Source organism: Streptomyces sp. NRRL F-5123, from assembly GCF_000721495.1.
Lineage (GTDB): Bacteria > Actinomycetota > Actinomycetes > Streptomycetales > Streptomycetaceae > Actinacidiphila.
Genome location: NZ_JOHY01000008.1, coordinates 143,155 through 163,609, shown reverse-complemented (window position 1 = coordinate 163,609; position 20,455 = coordinate 143,155). Strand labels below are relative to the sequence as shown.

Below are 20,455 nucleotides of genomic sequence, written 5' to 3'. Positions count from 1 at the left end.
TTACGCCTGATGCGTGGAGCTGAAACGGGGTTCGACGGCACGATTTGGATCTTTTTCCGGCCGGGTTTCGAGGTTTGCCGCCGTCAGGAAACCGCCGGTGGCCAGCAGTACCGCCGTCGCGACCGCGCAGCCCGCCGCCGTCACGGCGAATCCGGCCGCCGCGCCGCCCTGCTGGGCGGCCGCGCCCGCGGCCGCCGTCCCCAGCGCGCCGCCGACACCGACGGCCGTGACCACCCAGGAGAACGCCTCCGTCACCGTGCCGGCCGGCGCGTGCCGGTCGACGACCACGAAGCCGCAGGCCAGGGCAGGGGCGAGGAAGAAGCCGGACAGCGCGGCCAGCGGCAGCATCCAGGGCAGGCCCGGCGCGAGCAGCAGCGGCAGGTAGCAGCCCGCGAGCGCCATCGCGAGCACCCGCAGCCGCAACTCCGGGGTGCCCGGCCACTCCCGCGAGCCGTACATGACGCCACCGGCCAGCGCGCCCAGGCCGTTGGCGGCCAGCACGTACGAGGCCGTGGCGCCGCCACCGTGCGCGTCGCCGTACGCGACCGCGGCCGGTGCGAGGGCGCCCAGTGCGATGCCGAGGAAGAAGAAGGCGCCCAGCGGCACCGCCAGCCGCGGCGAGCGCAGCGCGCCCAGCCAGTGCGCCTCCCGTCCGGCCGCCCGCCAGCGACGCGACGGCGGGGACGTGACGACCACGAGGGTGCCCGCCACGCCCAGCAGCCCGGTCACCACCAGGGCGGCGGCCTGCGACGCCGCCGCCACCAGCAACGTCACCAGCAGCGGCCCCACGACGAACAGCACCTCCTGGGCGGCCGCGTCCAGCGCGTACGCCCGCTGCACCCGCTCCTGGCTGCCGCCCAGCACCCCCGGCCACAGCGCCCGCAGCCCGCCCTCCAGCGGCGGCGTCGCCACCCCCGCGAGCACCACGGCGGCCACGGCGAGCGGCAGCGGATCCGGCCCCGTCGCCGCCAGCAGCCCGAACCCGGCGGCCGACAGCAGCGCCGCCCCCGCCATCACCCGCGGCTGCCCCCGCTTGTCCACCGCCCGCCCCAGCAGCGGCTGCCCCACGGCCACCGCGCAGCCGTACCCCGCCGACAGGGCGCCCGCGAGCCCGTAGCTCGCGCCCTCGTCCCGCAGGAAGAGCAGCACCGCGAACGCGGCCATGGCGTTCGGCAGCCGCCCCAGCAGCGTCCCGCCGAGCAGCCGCGCCGCGTGCGGTGTCCGCAGCAGCTCCCCGTACCCGGCGCCACCCATGCCCGCCCCTTCCCGTGTTACGTATAACGTCAGCCCTCATACGTACCATGGCGCCAGCCGCCGGTCCATCCGCCCGGCCCCGCGAACGGAGCCCGCACGTGCACGATCCCGCCACCCCGACACCCCCCGCCCCGGGCCCGGCCGGCGACCGCGCCGGGAGCGGGGAGGGCGCCGGGAACCGCCGGGGAACGGGCGGGGACGCGGGCAGTACGGCCGCCGGGCCGGACGGACCGCGGACCGCGGACCGCCGCGCACCGGACCCGGCCGGCGGCCGGGCAGGGAACGGGGACCAGGGCGGAGCCGCCGCAGGGCCCGGCAGGTCCCGGGGCGCGGACCGCGCCGCCGGGCGCCGCGGGCCCGGACCCGACGCGCGGGTCACCTCGCGGGACGTGGCGCGGACCGCCGGGGTCTCCCAGGCGACCGTCTCCCTCGTCCTCGGCGGGAAATGGCACGGCCGGGTCTCCGAACGCACCGTGCAGGCCGTACGCGACGCCGCGCGCCGACTCGGCTACCGGCCCAACCTCGCCGCCCGCAGCCTGCGGCTCGGCGCGACCAGGACCGCCATGCTCGTCGTCCCCGCCCTCACCCACGAATACTTCGCCCGGGTCTACACCGGCGCCGCCCGCGTCGCCGCCGACAACGGCTTCGGCGTCGTGCTCTACCCCTCCCCCGCCGGCATCGGCCCCGCCCGCGACCCCTTCGGCTCCGCGCGCACCGCGATCGACGGCGTCATCGCCTCCTCCATGGCCGCCGACGCCCTCACGGCCATCGGCGACGGCGGGCTCCCGCTCGTCATGCTCGACAGCGACCCCGACGTGCCCGGCGGACCGCCCACCGTCAACCTCGCCGTCACCGACGGCATCCGCCAGGTCGTCCGGCACCTGCTCGCCCTCGGCCACCACCGGATCGCCCACATCGCGGCGGACGTCGACACCTGGACCTTCCGCGCCCGCGCGCACGCCGTCACCGCGGAACTCGCCGCCGCCGGCGCCCCCGCGCCCGTACGGCACCGGTCCGCCCTCGGCGTCGACGCCGCGCGCGAGGCGGCGGTACGCGCCCTCACCGCACCCGGACCGCGCCCCACCGCGCTGCTGTGCGACGACGACATCCTCGCCGCCGGGGCCTGCAAGGGCGCCCGCACGCTGGGCCTGTCCGTACCCGCCGACGTGTCCGTGACCGGCTTCGACGACCTGTCGCTCGCGCGGGCGCTGGACCCCGAACTCACGACGGTGCGACTGCCCGCCGAAGGGATCGGCGAACACGGCATGCGCGCGCTGCTCGCCGTCCTCGCGGGCCGCCCCGCCCCCGCGGTGGAACTCCCCCTCACCCTCGTCCCCCGCGCCTCCTCCGCACCGCCCGCTCCGTGACAGCCCCGGAACGGACTCGCCCTCCCCCGCGAGAAGCTGCGGAGGAGGGCACGAACCGGGGAGCACGCCTACGCGGTGGGCGGCGGCTCCTCCTCGCCGGACGGGGAGTCGGGCTCGGACTCGGAGTCGGGCTCGGACTCCGCCGAGGACGTGGACGCGCCGTCGAGCAGGCGGGCCAGCTGCGGCCCGAGGATGCGCTTGAACTTCCGCTGCTGCGGCCGCGTGCGGTCCAGGACCGCGACCTCCAGCTGCTCCGCGGTGATCTGCCGGTCGCTGCCGTTCGTGTCGCGCTTGAGCGAGTCGACGGCCAGCGCCAGCGCCTCCGCGAGGCTCATGCCGTCGCGGTGCCGCTGGTCGAGGTAGCTGCCGATCTGGTCGGAATTGCCGCCGACCGCGACGGCCCCGTGCTCGTCGACGATCGAGCCGTCGTGCGGGAGCCGGTAGATCTGGTCGTCCTCGGGCGCGGCACCGACCTCCGCGACGATCAGCTCCACCTCGTAGGGCTTCTCGCCGACGCTGGAGAAGATCGTGCCGAGCGTCTGGGCGTAGACGTTGGCGAGGCCCCGGGCCGTCACATCGGCCCGGTCGTAGGTGTAGCCGCGCAGATCGGCGTAGCGGACGCCGCCGAGCCGCAGGTTCTCGAACTCGTTGTACTTGCCGACCGCCGCGAAGGCGATCCGGTCGTAGATCTCGCTGACCTTGTGCAGTGCGCGGGACGGGTTCTCAGCGACGAAGACGATGCCGTCGGTGTACTGCAGCACCACCACGCTGCGGCCGCGCGCGATGCCCTTGCGGGCGTATTCGGCGCGGTCCGCCATGGCCTGCTGGGGTGAGACGTAAAAGGGCGTGGACACCGGCTAACCGTGCCTTTCTGCGGTCGGCGCTGGGAGCGCGCGGAGGGACGTCGGCTGACTCGCGGTCACAGCACCGGTGCCTGGGGGCCGTCGGGGCGCTCCTGGCGCGCGTCGACCACCTCGCGGGCGATCGCGCCGACCTCGGAGTCCGGCAGCAGCCGGAAGCCCTCGTCCGTCATCACCGTGATGATCGGGAAGATGCGCCGGGTCAGGTCGGGACCGCCGGTCGCCGAGTCCTCGTCCGCCGCGTCGTAGATCGCCTGGACGACGGCGGTGGCCATCTGGCGTTCCGTCAGGTCGCTGCGGTAGAGCTTCTTGAGCGTGCCGCGGGCGTACACCGAACCGGAGCCGGTGGCCGCGAAGCCCAGCTCCTCGCTGCGGCCGCCGGTGACGTCGTAGGAGAAGATGCGGCCCCTGCCACGGTCGGTGTCGTAGCCGGCGAAGATCGGGACGACGGCGAGGCCCTGGAGCGCCATGCTCAGATTGCCGCGGATCATCGTGGACAGCCGGTTGGCCTTGCCCTCCAGGGAGAGCGTGGCCCCTTCGATCTTCTCGTAGTGCTCCAGCTCCAGCTGGAAGAGCTTGACCATCTCCACGGCGAGCCCCGCGGTGCCCGCGATGCCCACGGCCGAGTACTCGTCGGCCGGGAAGACCTTCTCCATGTCGCGCTGCGCGATCACGTTCCCCATCGTCGCCCGCCGGTCACCCGCGAGGATGACACCGCCGTCGAAGACCGCGGACACGATCGTCGTCCCGTGCGGCAACTCGACCGCCCCCTTGATCGGCGGCACCGTCCGGTTCCCCGGCAGCAGCCCGGGGGCATGGTCCCCCAGGAAGTCCAGGAAGGACGACGAGCCGGGCGTCAGGAAGGCAGCTGGTAGACGCCCGGTGCTACGAGAATTGGCTTCCACGCGTTTCCCTCCAAGTAAGCGATAGCCCGCCGCAATGTGCCGGGATCGTCACCCAACTTGCCGATGGCGGAATTGCAGTTGAAGCACAGTACGCCCCGGACCCTACCCGTTTCGTGGCAGTGATCCACATGGATCGGGGGCGCGGCGAGGCAGATCACGCACAGCCCCATCTGCGAGGCGACCATCGCCTCCCGGTCGGTCTCGGTGATGCCGTACCGGCGCCTCAGGTGGCTTGCCCTGCTCTCCACCACCCGGCACGCCTTGCAGCGCGTGGAGAAGCCGTCGGAAGCCGACCTGTTGCGGTCCCACTCCTCGAACGGTTTCGCCGTGTTGCAGCGCCGACAGAACTTGTGGCCTTCGGCCACCGGGACGCGCGGGCGCACGCGGAAGCCGCGCGCCAACTGCCGCTCCTGGTGATAGGCAGAAGCACACTCACGGCAGTGGACCTGGAAGCCGTCACGTGTGCTTCTGTTCCGTGCGAAGGCGGTGAAGGGCAGCTCTTGTCGGCAGTGAGGGCACCGCTTGGAACCCTCGTTCACATCCGTGATTACTGTCCACCCTTCTGAACGAAGGACCGCACGAAATCCTCGGCGTTCTCCTCGAGGACGTCGTCGATCTCGTCGAGGACGGAGTCCACGTCGTTGGAGAGCTTCTCGTGGCGTTCCTTGAGGTCATCGGCGGACTTGGTGTCCTCCTGGACCTCCTCGACCTCGTCCGTGGAACGCGTTGCCTTCTGCTGCCCGCCGTCGGTGTCCTTGGTTGCCATGTCCCTCACCCCGCTCGGTTGCGTGCCCTGCAAGATCCGACCCTACAAGGAGGCCCTGATCTTGGCTCTCGATTAGTCAACGTCCGAGTGCTACCCCGTTGATTCCCGGTTCTGACCCGTTTCAGCCGTCCTTCGGCCGCCGGAGATCGGTCACCGGGAGCCCCGGGAGCGGGACCCCCGGGACTCGCCGGGGATCAGCCGCCGGACAGGATGCGGACCAGGTCCTCGGCCGTACGGCAGCGGTCCAGGAGTTCCTTGACGTGCTTGCGGGTGCCGCGCAGCGGCTCCAGGGTGGGGACGCGCTGCAGGGAGTCGCGGCCGGGGAGGTCGAAGATGACCGAGTCCCAGGACGCGGCGGCGACGTCGTCGGCGTACTGCTCCAGGCAGCGGCCGCGGAAGTACGCCCGGGTGTCCTCCGGCGGCTTGGTGACGGCGCGGACGGTCTCCTGCTCGTCCAGCAGCCGCTGGATGCGCCCGCGGGCGACCAGGCGGTTGTAGAGGCCCTTGTCGGGGCGTACGTCGGCGTACTGGAGGTCGACGAGCTGGAGCCGGGCGGCGTCCCAGCCGAGGCCGTCGCGGCGCCGGTAGCCCTCCAGGACCTCGAGCTTGGCGACCCAGTCCAGCTCGCGCGACAGGCTCATCGGGTCGCTCTCCAGCCGGTTGAGCACGTCCTCCCAGCGGGCCAGCACGTCCTTGGTCTGCGGGTCGGCGTCGGTGCCGTACCGCTCCTCGGTGTATTTGCGGGCCAGCTCGTAGTACTCCATCTGGAGCTGCACCGCGGTGAGTGTCCGGCCGTTGCGCAGTGTGACGAGCTGGCGCAGGCCGGGGTCGTGGGAGACCTCGTGCAGGGTGCGGACGGGCTGGTCGACGGCCAGGTCGACCTTGATGAAGCCGTCCTCGATCATCGAGAGCACCAGGGCGGTGGTGCCGAGCTTGAGGTAGGTGGAGATCTCCGAGAGGTTCGCGTCGCCGATGATCACATGCAGCCGGCGGTATTTCTCGGCGTCGGAGTGCGGTTCGTCGCGGGTGTTGATGATGGGCCGTTTGAGTGTCGTCTCCAGGCCGACCTCGACCTCGAAGTAGTCCGCGCGCTGGCTGAGCTGGAAGCCGTGGCCCTGGCCGTCCTGTCCGATGCCGACCCGGCCGGCGCCGGTGACGACCTGGCGGGAGACGAAGAAGGGGGTGAGGTGCCGGACGATGTCCGAGAACGGCGTCTCGCGCCGCATGAGGTAGTTCTCGTGGGTGCCGTAGGAGGCGCCCTTGTTGTCCGTGTTGTTCTTGTAGAGGTGGATCGGCTGGGCGCCGGGCAGCTGGGCGGCGCGCTGCGCGGCCTCGGCCATGATGCGCTCGCCGGCCTTGTCCCACAGCACCGCGTCGCGCGGGTTGGTGATCTCGGGGGACGAGTACTCGGGGTGGGCGTGGTCGACGTAGAGCCGGGCGCCGTTGGTGAGGATGACGTTGGCCAGGCCGATGTCCTCGTCGGTCAGCTGGCTGGTGTCCGCGGCGTCCCGGGCGAGGTCGAAGCCGCGGGCGTCCCGCAGCGGGTTCTCCTCCTCGAAGTCCCAGCGGGCGCGGCGCGCGCGGTGCATGGCTGCCGCGTACGCGTTGACGATCTGGGACGAGGTGAGCATGGCATTGGCATTGGGGTGGCCGGGGACGGAGATCCCGTACTCCGTCTCGATGCCCATTACTCGCCGTACGGTCATGCGGCCCTCCTTGCCCGGCCCCGGCCCGTGCGGGCCGGGAAACACACACCGGCTGCGGGTGCCCGCTGTGGGGACCCGCAGCCGGAGGGTAATGCCTACAGATACTGTCCGGTATTCGCCACGGTGTCGATGGATCGTCCGGTGTCCGCGCCCTGCTTTCCGGTCACCAGGGTGCGGATGAACACGATCCGCTCGCCCTTCTTGCCGGAGATGCGGGCCCAGTCGTCGGGGTTGGTGGTGTTGGGCAGGTCCTCGTTCTCCTTGAACTCGTCCACGCAGGCGGCGAGCAGGTGGGAGACCCGCATGCCGCGCTGCTCGTGGTCGAGGAAGGCCTTGATCGCCATCTTCTTGGCCCGGTCCACGATGTTCTGGATCATGGCGCCGGAGTTGAAGTCCTTGAAGAACAGGACCTCCTTGTCACCGTTGGCGTAGGTGACCTCCAGGAAGCGGTTCTCCTCGGTCTCGGAGTACATCCGCTCGACGACCGACTGGATCATCGCGTCGACGGTGGCAGCGGGCGACCCGCCGTGCTCGGCGAGGTCGTCGCCGTGCAGCGGGAGGGTGTCCACCAGGTACTTCGAGAAGATGTCCTTGGCCGCCTCGGCGTCCGGACGCTCGATCTTGATCTTCACGTCCAGCCGGCCGGGGCGCAGGATGGCCGGGTCGATCATGTCCTCGCGGTTGGAGGCGCCGATCACGATGACGTTCTCCAGGCCCTCGACGCCGTCGATCTCGGCGAGCAGCTGGGGGACGATCGTGTTCTCCACGTCGGAGCTGACGCCGCTGCCGCGGGTGCGGAAGAGCGACTCCATCTCGTCGAAGAAGACGATGACGGGGGTGCCCTCGCTCGCCTTTTCCCGGGCACGCTGGAAGACCAGGCGGATCTGCCGCTCGGTCTCGCCGACGTACTTGTTCAGGAGCTCGGGGCCCTTGATGTTCAGGAAGTAGCTCTTGCCCTGCGGCTGGCCGGTGACCTCGGCGACCTTCTTGGCCAGCGAGTTGGCCACGGCCTTGGCGATGAGCGTCTTGCCGCAGCCGGGGGGGCCGTAGAGCAGTACGCCCTTGGGCGGGCGCAGTTCGTACTCCTTGAACAGGTCGGCGTGCAGGTAGGGCAGCTCCACGGCGTCGCGGATCTGCTCGATCTGGTTGCCGAGGCCGCCGATCTGACGGTAGTCGATGTCGGGGACCTCTTCGAGCACCAGCTCCTCGACCTCGCTCTTGGGCACGCGCTCGTACACGTAGCCGGAGCGGGGTTCGAGCAGCAGGGCGTCGCCGGTGCGCAGGGTGCCGTCGAGCAGCGGTTCGGCGAGCCGGACCACGCGCTCCTCGTCGGTGTGGCCGATGACCAGGGCGCGCTCGCCGTCCTCCAGGATCTCCTTGAGGGTGACGATGTCGCCGATGCGCTCGAATTCCATGGCCTCGACCACGTTGAGCGCCTCGTTGAGGAGCAGTTCCTGGCCGCGCCTGAGCTCGTCGAGGTCGACGGACGGGCTGACGTTCACCCGGAGCTTGCGCCCGCCGGTGAAGATGTCCGCCGTGCCGTCGTCGTTGGCCTGCAGGTAGACGCCGAAGCCGGCCGGCGGCTGCGCGAGCCGGTCGACTTCTTCCTTGAGGGCCACGATCTGGTCGCGGGCCTCGCGGAGGGTGCCTGCCAGGCGTTCGTTCTGCGCGGACACGCCGGACAGGTTGGTCTGCAGCTCGACGATCCGCTCCTCGAGAATCCTCGTGTGCCGCGGAGAGTCGGCGAGCTTGCGTCGCAGGACGGCGATCTCCTGCTCAAGAAAGGCGACCTGGCTCATGGGTTCTTCCGAACCCCGAGCGGGTCGGCCGCCACGGTTGATGTCGTCGTCGTGGGCCGCCACGGTCCTCACCTCCTCCAAGGGGAGCTGGACGTTTCCAGACCCTACCTGGGCTGGTGGGGGTTGAAACCCCTAGATCACAAAGACGATCGCGGTGTGTCCGATCTTCACCCTTGCGCACGTCCCTCCGCCACTGAGATACCCACCGAGCGCGCCCGGAAAGCAGCCGGTTGTATCGTCGATTCGGTCAACAGCCGGATGGGCCGGTTGCTTCCTGAACGACCAACGGCAGGGATGAGTTTCCGTGAGCAACGAGACGGCCGAGGCGCTCGAGGTCTGGATCGACCAGGATCTGTGCACGGGCGACGGGATCTGCGTGCAGTACGCGCCCGACGTGTTCGAGCTGGACATCGACGGTCTGGCCTACGTCAAGGACGCGGACGACGAGCTGGTCCAGACCCCTGGGGCCACCGTACCCGTGCCGCTGCCGCTGCTGCGGGACGTGGTGGATTCCGCCAAGGAGTGTCCCGGCGACTGCATCCACGTGCGGCGGGTGGCGGACCGGGTCGAGGTGTACGGGCCCGACGCGGAGTAGTCCGGGCGGCCCCGGTCCGGGGCCGCGCGGCGCTCTCAGACGGTGTTCGGGGCGGGGCCGGGCAGGGCGACGTAGCGGTCGCCGCGCCATTCCCAGGTGTAGGTGCGGCTCATGTCGGGGCAGCACTGCGGGACGCTGTCGGAGGAGAAGCCCAGCACGGTGGCCTTGACGGTGCCGTCCTCCAGTCGGAAGTCCCGGATCTGCCGGTTGTCCTGCGGCTTGACCAGGGTGACCGCGATCCTCGGGGGGCCGCCGGCCTCGGCGGGGGCGCTGAGGACGTAGACGCCGCTGGGCGGGGTGCCGGTGTCGGAGTGGCAGCGCACGACGACCGCGGTCTCGGGGCGCCCGTCGCCGTCGAGGTCGCCCGACACGCGGCTGACGACGTCCGGCTGGGTGCCGGGTGCGCAGGTCAGCGGGTAGGTGACGGCGAGCGGGTCGGGCGGGGCAACGGGGGCCGCGGGCCCCTTGGGGTCGGCGGGGGCCGCCGCGGTGCGGGTCCGGGGCGAGGCGTCGGCGGGCTGGATGGCGGCTATCACGGCCACCACGGCACCGACGGCGGCGGCGGTGGTGATCCAGTGGACGCTCCGGGCGCGGGTGTGCGGGAGGTCCACGTCCTGACCTGCGGAGGGCTGCACTCGCCTGTCTCCCGGGGTCGCTCGGCGGGGGTTGCCGGCATCGTGCCACACGTCACACCGGGCGGGTACGGCGGGGGCGGGTCTGCGCGGCAGGGCGGGGGTGCGGCAGGGGGGTGCGGAAACCGCCGCGGGCTCCGGGAAGCAGCCCGCCGGCTTGTCCGGAACGGACAAACCGGCGGCGGCGCGGCGAAGTTGGCCGAAATTCGGCGTGGTCCTAGCTGTCGGAGCCGGCGCCGGAGCCGGAGCCCGGGCCCGTGTAGTCCTCGCCGTAGGCACCCTTGGCGGGCCGGCGGCGGCGCAGCGGCGGCTCGACGCCGTCGGCGAGGCGGCGGGCGGTGAGCAGGAAACCGGTGTGGCCGATCATCCGGTGGTCGGGGCGGACGGCGAGGCCCTCGACGTGCCAGGTGCGCACCATGGTCTCCCAGGCGGCGGGCTCGTTGAAGCTGCCGTGCTCGCGGATGGACTCGACGGTGCGGGCGAGCTGCGTGGTGGTGGCCACGTAGGCGCACAGGATGCCGCCGGGCACCAGGGCCTTGGAGACCGCCTCCAGGCACTCCCAGGGGGCGAGCATGTCCAGGATGACGCGGTCGACCTCGGTGTCGGACAGGTTGTCCTGGAGGTCGCCGACGGTGAGCTGCCAGGCGGGGTGCGGGCCGCCGAAGTAGCGCTCGACGTTCTGGGACGCGATCTCGGCGAAGTCCGCGCGGCGCTCGTAGCTGTGCAGCATGCCGTGGTCGCCGATGGCGCGCAGCAGGAAGGTGCTCAGCGATCCCGATCCGACGCCGGCCTCGACGACCCGGGCGCCGGCGAAGATGTCGGCCATGGCCAGGATCTGCCCCGCGTCCTTGGGGTAGACCACGGCGGCGCCGCGGGGCATGGACAGGACGTAGTCGGGGAGGAGGGGGCGCAGCGCGAGGTACGCGACGTTTCCCGTGGTACGGACCACGCTGCCCTCGGGGGCGCCGATCAGCTCGTCGTGCGGGAAGGCGCCCTTGTGGGTGTGGAACTGCTTCCCGGCTTCGAGCGTGAAGGTGTAGTGGCGTCCCTTGGGGTCGGTGAGCTGGACCTGGTCCCCGACTCTGAAGGGCCCGCGACGGCGGGCGGCACCGGTCGGTTCGGACATGGGGATCACCTTATCGGGCTTTTCCCCCGCTCCCGACCGTCCCGGACCCGCTGCCGACCCCCAGGGCCTGCACCGGCCGTCCCGGGCCTGCTCCCGACCGCCCCGGACCCGCCCGCGGCCTTGCCGGGCGGCCGCTACGGGCGGGACATGGCCGCGATGAAGGCCTTCTCGACGTCCGAGGTGGACAGCACGCCGTAGATCTCCCCGGTGGGCTCGACGACCAGGTACTCCGTGGAGGGGGTGGCCCGCAGCCGGTCGAGCAGGTCCTCGCCGGTCAGCTCGGCGGACACCCGCATGCCGGGGGTGAGGTCCTGGGCGAGGCCGCCGACGGCGACCCAGGGGCGGCGGTGCTCGGGGGTGGTGACGATCGCGGACTCGCGTACCAGGGCGGTGGGGTCGCCGTGGCCGTCGACGACGACGAGGGCGCGGGCGCCGGCCTCGTTGGCGCGGCGCAGCGCCTCGGACAGCGGGGTGTCGGAGGCGACCGGGACGGCCCGCCGGGTGAGGGTGCGGGCGCGCAGCGCGGGCAGCCGCTCGCGCAGCCGGGCCATCCGCAGGCTGTTGCCGGCGCCGGTCCAGATGATGGCGGCGAGGATCGCGGCGAGCAGCGCGTCGGTGAGCGAGTCGACGCCGCTGCTGCTGTCGTCGCGCCCGTAGGAGAGCATCGGCAGGCCGACGAGGACGGCGAGCGCGAGGGCGCGGCCGACCCAGGCGGCGGCGACGGTGCCGGTCATGGCTCGGCCGCTGATCTTCCAGACGACCGCGCGCAGCATGCGGCCGCCGTCGAGCGGCAGCCCGGGCAGGAAGTTGAAGATCGCCACGATGAGGTTGCTGATCATCAGCCCGGCGAGGAGCACTCCGGGCACGGTGCCGGACTCGACGAGCTGCATGCCGCCGAAGAAGACGCCGGCGAGCACCAGCGACAGCAGCGGTCCGACGAAGGCGAGCACGAATTCCCGGCCGGGGCTGTCGGACTCCTTCTCGATCTCCGAGATGCCGCCGAAGAACTGCAGCTGGATCCGCCGGACGGGGAGCTTGAAGCGCAGCGCGGCGACGGTGTGGGCCAGCTCGTGGACCAGCACCGAGCCGTAGAAGGCGACGGCGAAGAACAGCGAGACCAGGTAGCGGGCCCGGCCGAGCTCGGGCAGCACGGTGTCGAGCTGGTCGCCGAAGACCCAGGTGATCAGGGCGGCGATCAGGAACCAGCTGGGTGCCACGTAGATGGGGACGCCGAAGAAGCGGCCCATGAGGAGCCCGCCGCCGGGTCCGCGCGCGGCCGTGGCGGGGTCGCCCCCAGGGGCGTCGTTCTTGCCGGACGGCGGCCCACCGCTCTCGCTCACTGCTTCCCCTCGCTCGGCTGCATCCCGGTCCCGTTGCGTCCCGATCGGTCCGATCGGTACCGATCGTGCGGGACCGAGGCCTCGGCAGCCATGCTATTGCTCCGTTACGTCCGGCGGGCACCGGCTTGTCGGTGTCAGGCCGTAAGGTCGTCTGCCATGGGGACGACCACCGAAGGCGAAGGAAGCGCGGGCACGGCGGGGCGGGGCAGGCACCCGCGGCCGCCGTCGTCGCTGTCGCCCTCCCGTGCGGCGGATTTCATGCGCTGCCCGCTGCTCTACCGGCTGCGGGTGATCGACAAGCTGCCGGAGAAGCCCAGCCTGGCCGCGACGCGCGGCACGGTGGTGCACGCGGTGCTGGAGCGGCTCTTCGACGCGCCGGCGGCCGAGCGCACCGCGCAGCGGGCCCGCGCTCTGGTGCCCGGCGAGTGGGAGCGGCTGCTGGCCGCCCGCCCGGAGCTGGCGGCGCTGTTCGACGCGGCGGAGCCGGCCGCGCTCGCCGAGTGGCTGGACAGCGCCCGCGTGCTGGTGGACCGCTGGTTCACCCTGGAGGATCCGACACGGCTGGAGCCGGCCGAGCGCGAGCTGTACGTGGAGACGGCGCTGGAGTCCGGGCTGACGCTGCGCGGCTACGTCGACCGGCTGGACGTGGCGCCGGCGACCGGCGATCTGCGGGTGGTGGACTACAAGACCGGCAAGGCCCCGCGCCAGGAGTACCGGGACGAGCCGCTGTTCCAGATGTCGTTCTACGCGCTGGTGCTGTGGCGGCTGCGCGGGGTGGTGCCGCGGCGGCTCCAGCTGGTGTATCTGGGCAGCGGCGACGTGCTGACGTACGACCCGTCGGAGAGCGACCTGCTGCGGACGGAGCGGCGGCTGCTGGCGCTGTGGGAGGCGATCCGGGCGGCGACGGCGAGCGGGGAGTGGCTGCCGCGCCGCACGGCGCTGTGCGGATGGTGCGACCACCAGGCGTTCTGTCCGGAATTCGGGGGGACTCCCCCGCCCTATCCGCTGGCGGAAACCGCGGGAGCGCTGCCTGTCGTCGGTGAGAATGGTCCGGTCTAGCGAAAGACGGAGGAAGACCGTGGCGATCCGTGTCCTGCTGGTGGACGACCAGCCCCTGCTGCGTACCGGTTTCCGGATGATCCTTGAGGCCGAACCCGACATCGCGGTGGTGGGCGAGGCCGGGGACGGCCAGCAGGCGCTGGACCAGGTGCGGGCGCTGCAGCCCGACGTGGTCCTGATGGACATCCGGATGCCCCGGATGGACGGTGTGGAGGCGACCCGGCAGATCACCGGGCCCGACCGCTCGGGCCCGGCGAAGGTGCTGGTGCTGACGACCTTCGACCTGGACGAGTACGTCGTGGAGGCGCTGCGGGCCGGGGCCAGCGGCTTCCTGCTCAAGGACGCGCCGGCGGCCGAGCTGGTGCAGGCGATCCGGGTGGTGGCCGCGGGCGAGGCGATGCTCGCGCCGAGCATCACCCGGCGGCTGCTGGACAAGTACGCCGGGCGGCTGCCGTCGGGGGACGACTCGGTGCCGCAGCCGCTGCACGCGCTGACCGAGCGCGAGGTCGAGGTGCTCAAGCTGGTGGCCCGCGGGCTGTCGAACGCTGAGGTCGCGGCCGAGCTGTTCGTGTCGGAGACCACCGTCAAGACGCATGTGGGGCACGTGCTGACCAAGCTGGGCCTGCGCGACCGGGTGCAGGCGGCGGTGTACGCGTACGAGAGCGGGCTGGTGCGCCCCGGCGCGGGCTGAGGCCCCGCGGGCCGGACGCCGGGCGTCCGGCCCCCGTGCGGGGGCCGGACGCGGACGGCGGTGCGGCGCTGCCGCGGTGCCGGTCAGCCGGTCTTGCCGCGGCCCAGCTCCCAGAACTGGGTGGTGGTGGAGGAGTTGAGCGCCCACTCCACGCCGGTGATGCCGCTGCGCGCCGCGATGTACTGCTTGCCCTGCCACAGCGGCAGCATCGGCACGTCGTCGGCGATGAGGTCCTGCGCCTTGCCGAACGCCGTGGCCGTGGAGCCGCGGTTGGCGAGCTTGCGGGTGGCGGGCAGCAGCGTGTTCTGGATGGTGGTGTTGTTGTAGGCGAGGTTGAGGAAGTTCTCCTTGTCGAAGAACGGCGCCAGGTAGTTGTCCGGGTCCGGGAAGTCGGGCAGCCAGCTCAGCGCGAAGAGCTCGTAGTCGCGCTGGGTCGCCTTCTTCAGGAAGGTGTTCCACTGCTCGCTCTTGGTCGTGACGGTGAACAACCCGCTGGCGTTGAGCTGCCGGGCGATCTCCTTGGCCTCCGCCTCGTTCATCGTGCCGCCGGTGTCGCGGCGGAAGTTGATGGTCAGCGGGACCTTGGAGGTGACGCCGGCGTTCCGCAGCAGCGTCTTGGCCCTGGGCACCGAGGGGTCGCCGTAGCGGTTGTGGAAGGAGTTGGTGTGGCTGGTGATGCCGGCCGGGATCACCGAGTACAGCGGTTCGGCGGTGCCCTGGTAGACGTTGCGGGTGATCGCGTCCCGGTCGACGACCTGGGCCAGCGCCTGACGTACCGCGAGCGTCCTGAGGTCGGTCGAGGTGGTGTCGAGGAAGAGGTAGCGGGCCTCGCCGCCGGTGGACTCGGTGGTCCTGATGTCCGGGTCGGTGCTCCCCAGCAGGCCGCCGATCTGGTCGGGGCTGATGGTGCGGGCCATGACGTCGATGCTGCCCGCCTTCAGAGCCTTCTCCATGGCGTGGGAGTCGGCGAAGAGCTTGAGCTGGATCTTGTCGTTGTTCATCTTCAGCTCGCCCTTGTAGTGGCCGTTCCTGCTGAAGGTGCCACCCTTGGCCTGCTTGAAGGAGTCGAGCGTGTAGGGGCCGGAGCCGACGAGCCGGAAGCCGGTGTAGGGCTTGTCGGCCGGGTAGACCGCGGGGTCCAGGATCGCCGCGGCCGGGGTGGCGAGCTTGGCAGGGAAGGTCGTGTCGGGCGCCTTGAGGTGGAAGACCACGGTCTTCTCGTCGGGTGCCTCGACGGACTCCACCCCGGACAGCAGGGAGGCCGGGCCGGCCGCGAAGTTGATCTTCAGCATCCGGTCGACGGAGAACTTCACGTCACGCGCGGTCACCGGGTGCCCGTTGGAGAACTCCTGGCCGTCGCGTATCCGGCACTGGTACGTGAGCACGGTGTTGTCGGTGTAGTGGCACTCCGACGCCGCGTCCGGGCTGGGGGTGGTGCTGCCGCGCTGGTAGGTCAGCAGCATCTGGAAGGTGTTGTAGAAGATGTTCCAGGTGGCGCTGTCGTAGGAGGTGGCGGGGTCGAGCGGGGCGGGGTTGTCCTTGCTCAGCTCGATGCTGTCGGTGGTGCCCACGACGATGGGCTTGCCGCCGCTGCTCCCCACAACGCTGGTGCTGCCGCACCCGGTGACCAGTGGCGACATCGCGCCCAGCAGCACGGGCAGGACCAGAAGCTTGCGGTTCATCCTCGTCGTTCTCCTCTTGCCTGGCTTGGTCGTGGGATCCGCCTTGTTGGCCTGACCCACGAGGTATGCGAGCCCCGCGTCGTGTGCGGGGCTCGCGTGATTCACCCTATTCGTCGCGCTGCGCGGCTCAGGCAGCGGTCACCCCGGCCGTCAGCCGGCGGACTCCCGCAGGTGGCAGGCCACTTGGACGCCCGCGCCGGCGACCAGCGCGAGCCGCGGGTCGCGGGCGGCGGCGAACGCGACGACGGCGCGCCCGTTCTCGCTGCGCAGGTCCGCCACGCCCCTCCACAGCGGCTCGTGCGGCCGGCCCTCGGTGCCGTCCTCGTCGCGCAGCGCCCGCAGGAAGTCCAGGACCTCGTCGGGGGTGTGCCCGTGGCCTGGCCGGATCTCGGCGGTGCCCAGGCCGGGCTCGGCGAGCGCCTCCACGTCTGCGAACAGCCCGCGCTCGCGCTCGGCGACCTCCGGGGCGAGCTCCAGCCAGCGGTTCTCCAGCAGCGTGCGCAGGTCGCGGGCCTCCCAGCCGCACTCGGCGACGGCCACCGGGCAGCGCGGGTGGAAGGAGCAGCCCAGCGGCGGCCGGGCGGCGTCCGGGATCTCGCCGCGCGGCAGTTCGCGGGGTACGGCCCGCTCGGGGTCGGGCTCGGGGATCGCGGCGAGCAGCGCCTCGGTGTAGGGGTGCTGCGGGTTGGCGAAGACCTCCGCGGTCGGCCCGTACTCGACGATCCGGCCGAGGTACATGATCGCGATGGTGTCGCAGAAGAACTTCGCGCTGGCCAGGTCGTGCGTGACGTAGACGTACGTGAGGTCCAGGTCGCGCTTGAGGTCCAGCATCAGCTGCAGGATCTTGGCGCGGACGCTCATGTCCAGCATGGAGATCGGCTCGTCGGCGACGAGCAGTTCGGGTTCGGCGATGATCGCCCGGGCGAGCACGGCGCGCTGCTTCTGGCCGCCGGACAGGTCGCCGGGGAATTTGCCGAGGTAGCGCTCGGGCGGGGTCAGGCCGACGCGCTCCAGCGCGTCCACGACGCGGGCCTCGTACTCGGCCTCGTCGGCGACCAGGTTGTGGATGCGCAGCGGGTGGCCGACGGCGGTGCGGATGTCCATCGCCGGGTTGAGGGAGGCGTGCGGGTCCTGGAAGACCATCTGGAGGCGGCGGCGCAGCGGCCGCAGCTGGCGCTCGCCGAGCCCGGTGATGTCCTGCCCGCGGTAGCGGACGGATCCGGCGGTGGCCTTGGTCAGGCCGATCAGGGTGCGGCCGAGCGTGGTCTTGCCGGAGCCGGACTCGCCGACCAGGCCGAGCACCTCGCCCTTGCGCAGCCGCAGGTCGATGCCGTCGACGGCGCGCACGGCGCCGCCCGCGGGCTGCCCGGAGAGGCGGCCCAGCAGCCGGCTGCGCAGGCCGAAGTGCACTTCGAGGCCGGACGCCTCGACCAGCGGCTCGCCGGCGTCGCCGGGGGTGCCGTCGCCGGCCGGCTCGATGTCAGGCTTCGTCAGCAACGCTGATCTCCTCTACGGCGTGGAGCGCTTCGCGCCCGTCCGGTCCCAGCTCGTCGGCGAGTTCGGGCGCGACGTCCAGTGCCTGGTGCCAGCACGCGCTGGTGACCCCGGTCGGCAGCTGCACCTCGGGCGGCTCGAACTGCGCGCAGCCGCGCATCGCGACTGGGCAGCGCGGGTGGAAGCGGCAGCCCGGCGGGGGCTCCACCAGGTCCGGCGGGCTGCCCGGGATGAAGTGCAGCCCGGTGGTGGCCAGCGAGATGGTGGAGCGCAGCAGCTCCTTGGTGTACGGGTGCTGCGGGTGGGCGAAGACCTCGCGGGCGTCGCCCTGTTCGACGATGTGCCCGGCGTACATCACCGCGACGCGGTCGCACGCCTCGGCGACGATGCCGAGGTTGTGGGTGATGAGGACGAGCGAGGTGTCGAAGTTCTTCCGCAGGTCGGCGAGGATCTTGATGATCTGCGCCTCGACCAGCACGTCGAGCGCGGTGGTCGGCTCGTCGGCGACGATGAAGGCGGGCCGCAGCACGAGCGCCAGCGCGATCATGATGCGCTGCCGCATGCCGCCGGAGAACTCGTGCGGGTAGCTGGCGTAGCGGCTCTCCGGGATGCCCATGCCGCGCAGCGCCTCCAGCGCGCGGGCCCGGATCTCCTTCTTGGGCAGGTCCTTGTGGTGGGCGCGCAGCGCTTCCTCGAAGTGCTGGGAGATCCGCATGAGCGGGTTGAGCCGGGTCATCGGCTCCTGGAAGATCAGCCCGAGTTCGGGGCCGCGCAGCTTCTGCAGCTCCTTGGCGGGCAGGCCGACGAGGTTGCGGCCGGCGGCGCCGGCGCTGCGCAGCACCACCTCGCCGTCGACGGCTGCCGCGGGCGGGGTCAGGCCCAGCACTCCGCGGCCGAGGGTGGACTTGCCGCAGCCGGACTCGCCGACCAGGCCGAGGGTCTCGCCGGGCCGGACGTCGAAGCTGACGCCGTCCACGGCGCGCACCGCGCCGCGGTCGGTGCCGTACCAGACGCGCAGGTCCCGGACGGACAGGACGGGTTCGGTCACTTGACGGCCTCGCCTTCGGACGCGTCGGGCAGTTCGGGAGCCGTGACGGTACGGCGCCCGGTGTGGGCGGGGAGCAGTACCTTGCGGATCCTGCGGCGGCGCATGGTCGGGTTGAGCACGTCGTTGAGGCCCTCGCCGAGGAGGGTGAAGCCGAGGATCGCGATGACCATGGCCAGGCCCGGGTAGAGGCAGGTCCACCACATGCCGGCGTTGACGTCGTCGATCGCGCGCTCCAGGTCGTAGCCCCATTCGGCGGCGTCGGTGGGCTGGATGCCCAGGCCCAGGAAGCCCAGGCCCGCGAGGGTGCCGATGCCGTCGGCGGCGTTCATGGTGGTGATGACCGGCACCGACTGGATGACGTTGCCGAACAGGTACTTGCGGATCACCACCGAGGGCTTGGCGCCCATGGCGCGGGCGGCCTCGACGAAGGTGGCCTCGCGGGCGGACAGCGCGGAGGCGCGCACCACCCGGTAGTACTGCGGGATGTAGACCACCGTGATGGACAGCGCCGCGGTGACGACCGCGCCGCCGGAGATGCCCGAGAAGACGAAGCTGGCCACGATCGCGAGCAGCAGGTACGGGAAGGCGAAGAGCGCGTCCATCACCAGCACCAGGATGCGGTCCAGCCAGCCGCCGAAGTAGCCGGAGAGCAGGCCCAGCAGGACGCCGATGACGAGCGAGAAGACGACGGCGAGGACCATCACCTCCAGGGCGGTGCGGGCGCCGTAGACGGTGCGGGAGAGCACGTCCAGGCTCTGCACGGTGGTGCCGAACCAGTGGTCGCCGTCCGGCGCGCCCTGCTTGGGGAAGTTCTTCCCGCCGTCGCGGTAGGTGTCGAAGTTGTACGGGGCGATGAGCGGCGCGAAGACCGCGGTGATCACGAACAGCAGCGAGATGATCCCGCCGGACCACAGCATGAACTTGGGCACGCCGTGGGCCTCGCGGACCGCGGTGGTGATCCGGCGCAGTCCGCCGAAGCGGGTGCCGCCGGGGGCGGGGGTGCCGGACGGGGCCGGTTCGGTGGGCTCGATCGGGCCGTTGGGGAGAGTCGTCGTGGCCATCAGTAGCGCACCCTCGGGTCGATCAGCGCGTTGACGAAGTCGATCAGCAGGCTGATCACGACGACTGCCAGGGCGAAGACGGTGACGATGCCCTGCACGGCGACGTAGTCGCGCTGGTTGATGTAGTCGATCAGCTGGCGGCCGATGCCGGGCCAGTTGAAGATCCGCTCGGTGAGCACCGCGCCGCCGAGCAGCATGGCGACCTGGAGGCCGAGCACGGTGATGACCGGCACCAGGGCGTTGCGGAAGCCGTGCCGGGCGACGACGTGCCGTTCCCGGACCCCGCGGGCGCGGGCAGCCTCGATGTAGTCGCCCTGGAGCGACTGGATGAGGTTGATGCGGATCATCCGGATGAAGACGCCGACGATCAGCAGGCCGAGTGCGACGGACGGCAGCAGCAGGTGCTGGAGGATGTCGCCGACCGCGTCCCAGTCGCCGTCCAGGGCCGCGTCGACGACGAGGATGTGCGTCTGGGTGGGCACGTTGAGCTGGATCAGCGGGGATGCCTGCCCGGAGGTGGTGCCGAACGCGAGCATGAGCAGCGGCGCGGTGACGATGACCGGGGAGGCGTAGCTGAGGATGCTGGCCAGCCGGCCGGCGACGTCGACCGCGCTGTCCCGGTAGCGGCCGCAGAGCAGCCCGACGGGGATGCCGATGACGGCGGCGAAGACCAGGGCGCCCGCGGTCAGGGTGAGGGTGGCGCCGCCGTTCTCGATGAGGATGTCCCGCACGCTGCGGCGGTCGGAGAAGGTGGTGCCGAAGTTCAGTGTGACGACCGACTTCAGGTAGTCCCAGAACTGCTGGTAGAGCGGGGCGTCGAATCCGGCCGCGTGCCGCCTGGCGGCGAGTTCGGTGGCGTTGAGCTTGCCGCCCTGCGACGAGGAGATGGGGTCGCCGGGGGCCACCCGCATCATGACGAAGACCAGGACCAGCAGGATCAGCACCATGGGCACGGCGAGTGCGATCCGGGTGAGGACGTAGCGGCGCAGCGAGCCCGACTGCTTGCTCGTGTTGCTCATGCGGTGACTTTCCGGTGGCTGTCCGGAGTGGCCCGGACCGGGGACGACGGG

The 20,455-nt window shown here is 71.7% G+C and carries 19 protein-coding genes; 4 read left to right on the top strand and 15 right to left on the bottom strand.

Annotation, left to right across the window (positions count from 1 at the left end; translation table 11 throughout):
• Complete coding sequence (locus IH54_RS0110315) at positions 1-1,254, bottom strand: MFS transporter (protein ID WP_031515122.1); 1,254 nt, start codon at positions 1,252-1,254, stop codon at positions 1-3.
• A gap of 389 nt (positions 1,255-1,643) precedes the next feature.
• Between IH54_RS0110315 and IH54_RS0110310 the strand changes: the two genes are divergently transcribed.
• On the top strand, positions 1,644-2,621 hold the full coding sequence (locus IH54_RS0110310) for a LacI family DNA-binding transcriptional regulator (RefSeq protein ID WP_031515120.1): 978 nt from the start codon (positions 1,644-1,646) through the stop codon (positions 2,619-2,621).
• Positions 2,622-2,689: 68 nt separating this feature from the next.
• Here the strand turns inward: IH54_RS0110310 and prcA are convergent, their stop codons facing one another.
• The 6 genes from prcA to arc all read right to left on the bottom strand — a co-directional run bounded on the left by prcA (position 2,690) and on the right by arc (position 8,720).
• The gene (gene prcA / locus IH54_RS0110305) at positions 2,690-3,475 is read right to left on the bottom strand and encodes a proteasome subunit alpha (RefSeq protein WP_031515118.1); all 786 of its coding nucleotides are present in this window, start codon (positions 3,473-3,475) and stop codon (positions 2,690-2,692) included.
• A 65-nt stretch (positions 3,476-3,540) separates the two neighbouring features.
• Positions 3,541-4,386: a proteasome subunit beta gene (prcB, locus tag IH54_RS0110300; protein ID WP_043180398.1), complete on the bottom strand. Its 846-nt coding sequence runs from the start codon at positions 4,384-4,386 to the stop codon at positions 3,541-3,543.
• Complete coding sequence (locus tag IH54_RS0110295) at positions 4,338-4,787, bottom strand: endonuclease VII domain-containing protein (RefSeq protein WP_324607762.1); 450 nt, start codon at positions 4,785-4,787, stop codon at positions 4,338-4,340. Before IH54_RS0110295 ends, prcB begins: the two co-directional genes overlap by 49 nt.
• A 146-nt stretch (positions 4,788-4,933) precedes the next feature.
• Positions 4,934-5,152 (bottom strand): ubiquitin-like protein Pup, encoded by a 219-nt coding sequence (locus tag IH54_RS0110290; protein ID WP_031515113.1) that lies wholly within the window; start codon positions 5,150-5,152, stop codon positions 4,934-4,936.
• A gap of 194 nt (positions 5,153-5,346) precedes the next feature.
• Positions 5,347-6,858: a depupylase/deamidase Dop gene (gene dop, locus IH54_RS0110285; RefSeq protein WP_078862077.1), complete on the bottom strand. Its 1,512-nt coding sequence runs from the start codon at positions 6,856-6,858 to the stop codon at positions 5,347-5,349.
• A 95-nt stretch (positions 6,859-6,953) separates the two neighbouring features.
• Positions 6,954-8,720 (bottom strand): proteasome ATPase, encoded by a 1,767-nt coding sequence (gene arc / locus IH54_RS0110280; RefSeq protein WP_031515107.1) that lies wholly within the window; start codon positions 8,718-8,720, stop codon positions 6,954-6,956.
• A 241-nt stretch (positions 8,721-8,961) separates the two neighbouring features.
• Here arc and IH54_RS0110275 point away from each other — a divergent pair, with 241 nt between their 5' ends.
• On the top strand, positions 8,962-9,252 hold the full coding sequence (locus IH54_RS0110275) for a ferredoxin (protein WP_031515105.1): 291 nt from the start codon (positions 8,962-8,964) through the stop codon (positions 9,250-9,252).
• A 35-nt stretch (positions 9,253-9,287) separates the two neighbouring features.
• On the opposite strand, the gene IH54_RS0110270 is transcribed toward IH54_RS0110275, so the two are convergent.
• The 3 genes from IH54_RS0110270 to IH54_RS0110260 form a co-directional block, all read right to left on the bottom strand.
• Positions 9,288-9,887: a hypothetical protein gene (locus tag IH54_RS0110270; protein ID WP_031515103.1), complete on the bottom strand. Its 600-nt coding sequence runs from the start codon at positions 9,885-9,887 to the stop codon at positions 9,288-9,290.
• Between the two features lie 214 nt (positions 9,888-10,101).
• Complete coding sequence (locus IH54_RS0110265; RefSeq protein ID WP_031515101.1) at positions 10,102-11,010, bottom strand: tRNA (adenine-N1)-methyltransferase; 909 nt, start codon at positions 11,008-11,010, stop codon at positions 10,102-10,104.
• A 134-nt stretch (positions 11,011-11,144) separates the two neighbouring features.
• Entirely contained in the window at positions 11,145-12,350 is a 1,206-nt protein-coding gene (locus IH54_RS0110260) for a site-2 protease family protein (protein ID WP_234343439.1), read from the bottom strand.
• A gap of 156 nt (positions 12,351-12,506) precedes the next feature.
• Here IH54_RS0110260 and IH54_RS0110255 point away from each other — a divergent pair, with 156 nt between their 5' ends.
• Positions 12,507-13,409, top strand: a complete 903-nt coding sequence (locus IH54_RS0110255) for a RecB family exonuclease (RefSeq protein WP_031515098.1) — start codon at positions 12,507-12,509, stop codon at positions 13,407-13,409.
• Between the two features lie 19 nt (positions 13,410-13,428).
• The gene (locus IH54_RS0110250) at positions 13,429-14,100 is read left to right on the top strand and encodes a response regulator (protein WP_031515096.1); all 672 of its coding nucleotides are present in this window, start codon (positions 13,429-13,431) and stop codon (positions 14,098-14,100) included.
• Positions 14,101-14,183: 83 nt separating this feature from the next.
• On the opposite strand, the gene IH54_RS0110245 is transcribed toward IH54_RS0110250, so the two are convergent.
• The 5 genes from IH54_RS0110245 to IH54_RS0110225 all read right to left on the bottom strand — a co-directional run bounded on the left by IH54_RS0110245 (position 14,184) and on the right by IH54_RS0110225 (position 20,404).
• Entirely contained in the window at positions 14,184-15,782 is a 1,599-nt protein-coding gene (locus IH54_RS0110245; RefSeq protein WP_031515094.1) for an ABC transporter substrate-binding protein, read from the bottom strand.
• A 150-nt stretch (positions 15,783-15,932) separates the two neighbouring features.
• Positions 15,933-17,279, bottom strand: coding sequence for an oligopeptide/dipeptide ABC transporter ATP-binding protein (locus IH54_RS0110240; protein WP_031515092.1), 1,347 nt, complete (start codon positions 17,277-17,279; stop codon positions 15,933-15,935).
• Entirely contained in the window at positions 17,263-18,324 is a 1,062-nt protein-coding gene (locus tag IH54_RS0110235) for an ABC transporter ATP-binding protein (protein ID WP_043180471.1), read from the bottom strand. The genes IH54_RS0110240 and IH54_RS0110235 overlap by 17 nt, the downstream gene beginning before the upstream one ends.
• Positions 18,321-19,385: an ABC transporter permease gene (locus IH54_RS0110230; protein WP_078862076.1), complete on the bottom strand. Its 1,065-nt coding sequence runs from the start codon at positions 19,383-19,385 to the stop codon at positions 18,321-18,323. Before IH54_RS0110230 ends, IH54_RS0110235 begins: the two co-directional genes overlap by 4 nt.
• Positions 19,385-20,404 (bottom strand): ABC transporter permease, encoded by a 1,020-nt coding sequence (locus IH54_RS0110225; RefSeq protein ID WP_031515088.1) that lies wholly within the window; start codon positions 20,402-20,404, stop codon positions 19,385-19,387. Before IH54_RS0110225 ends, IH54_RS0110230 begins: the two co-directional genes overlap by 1 nt.
• Positions 20,405-20,455: the final 51 nt, after the last annotated feature.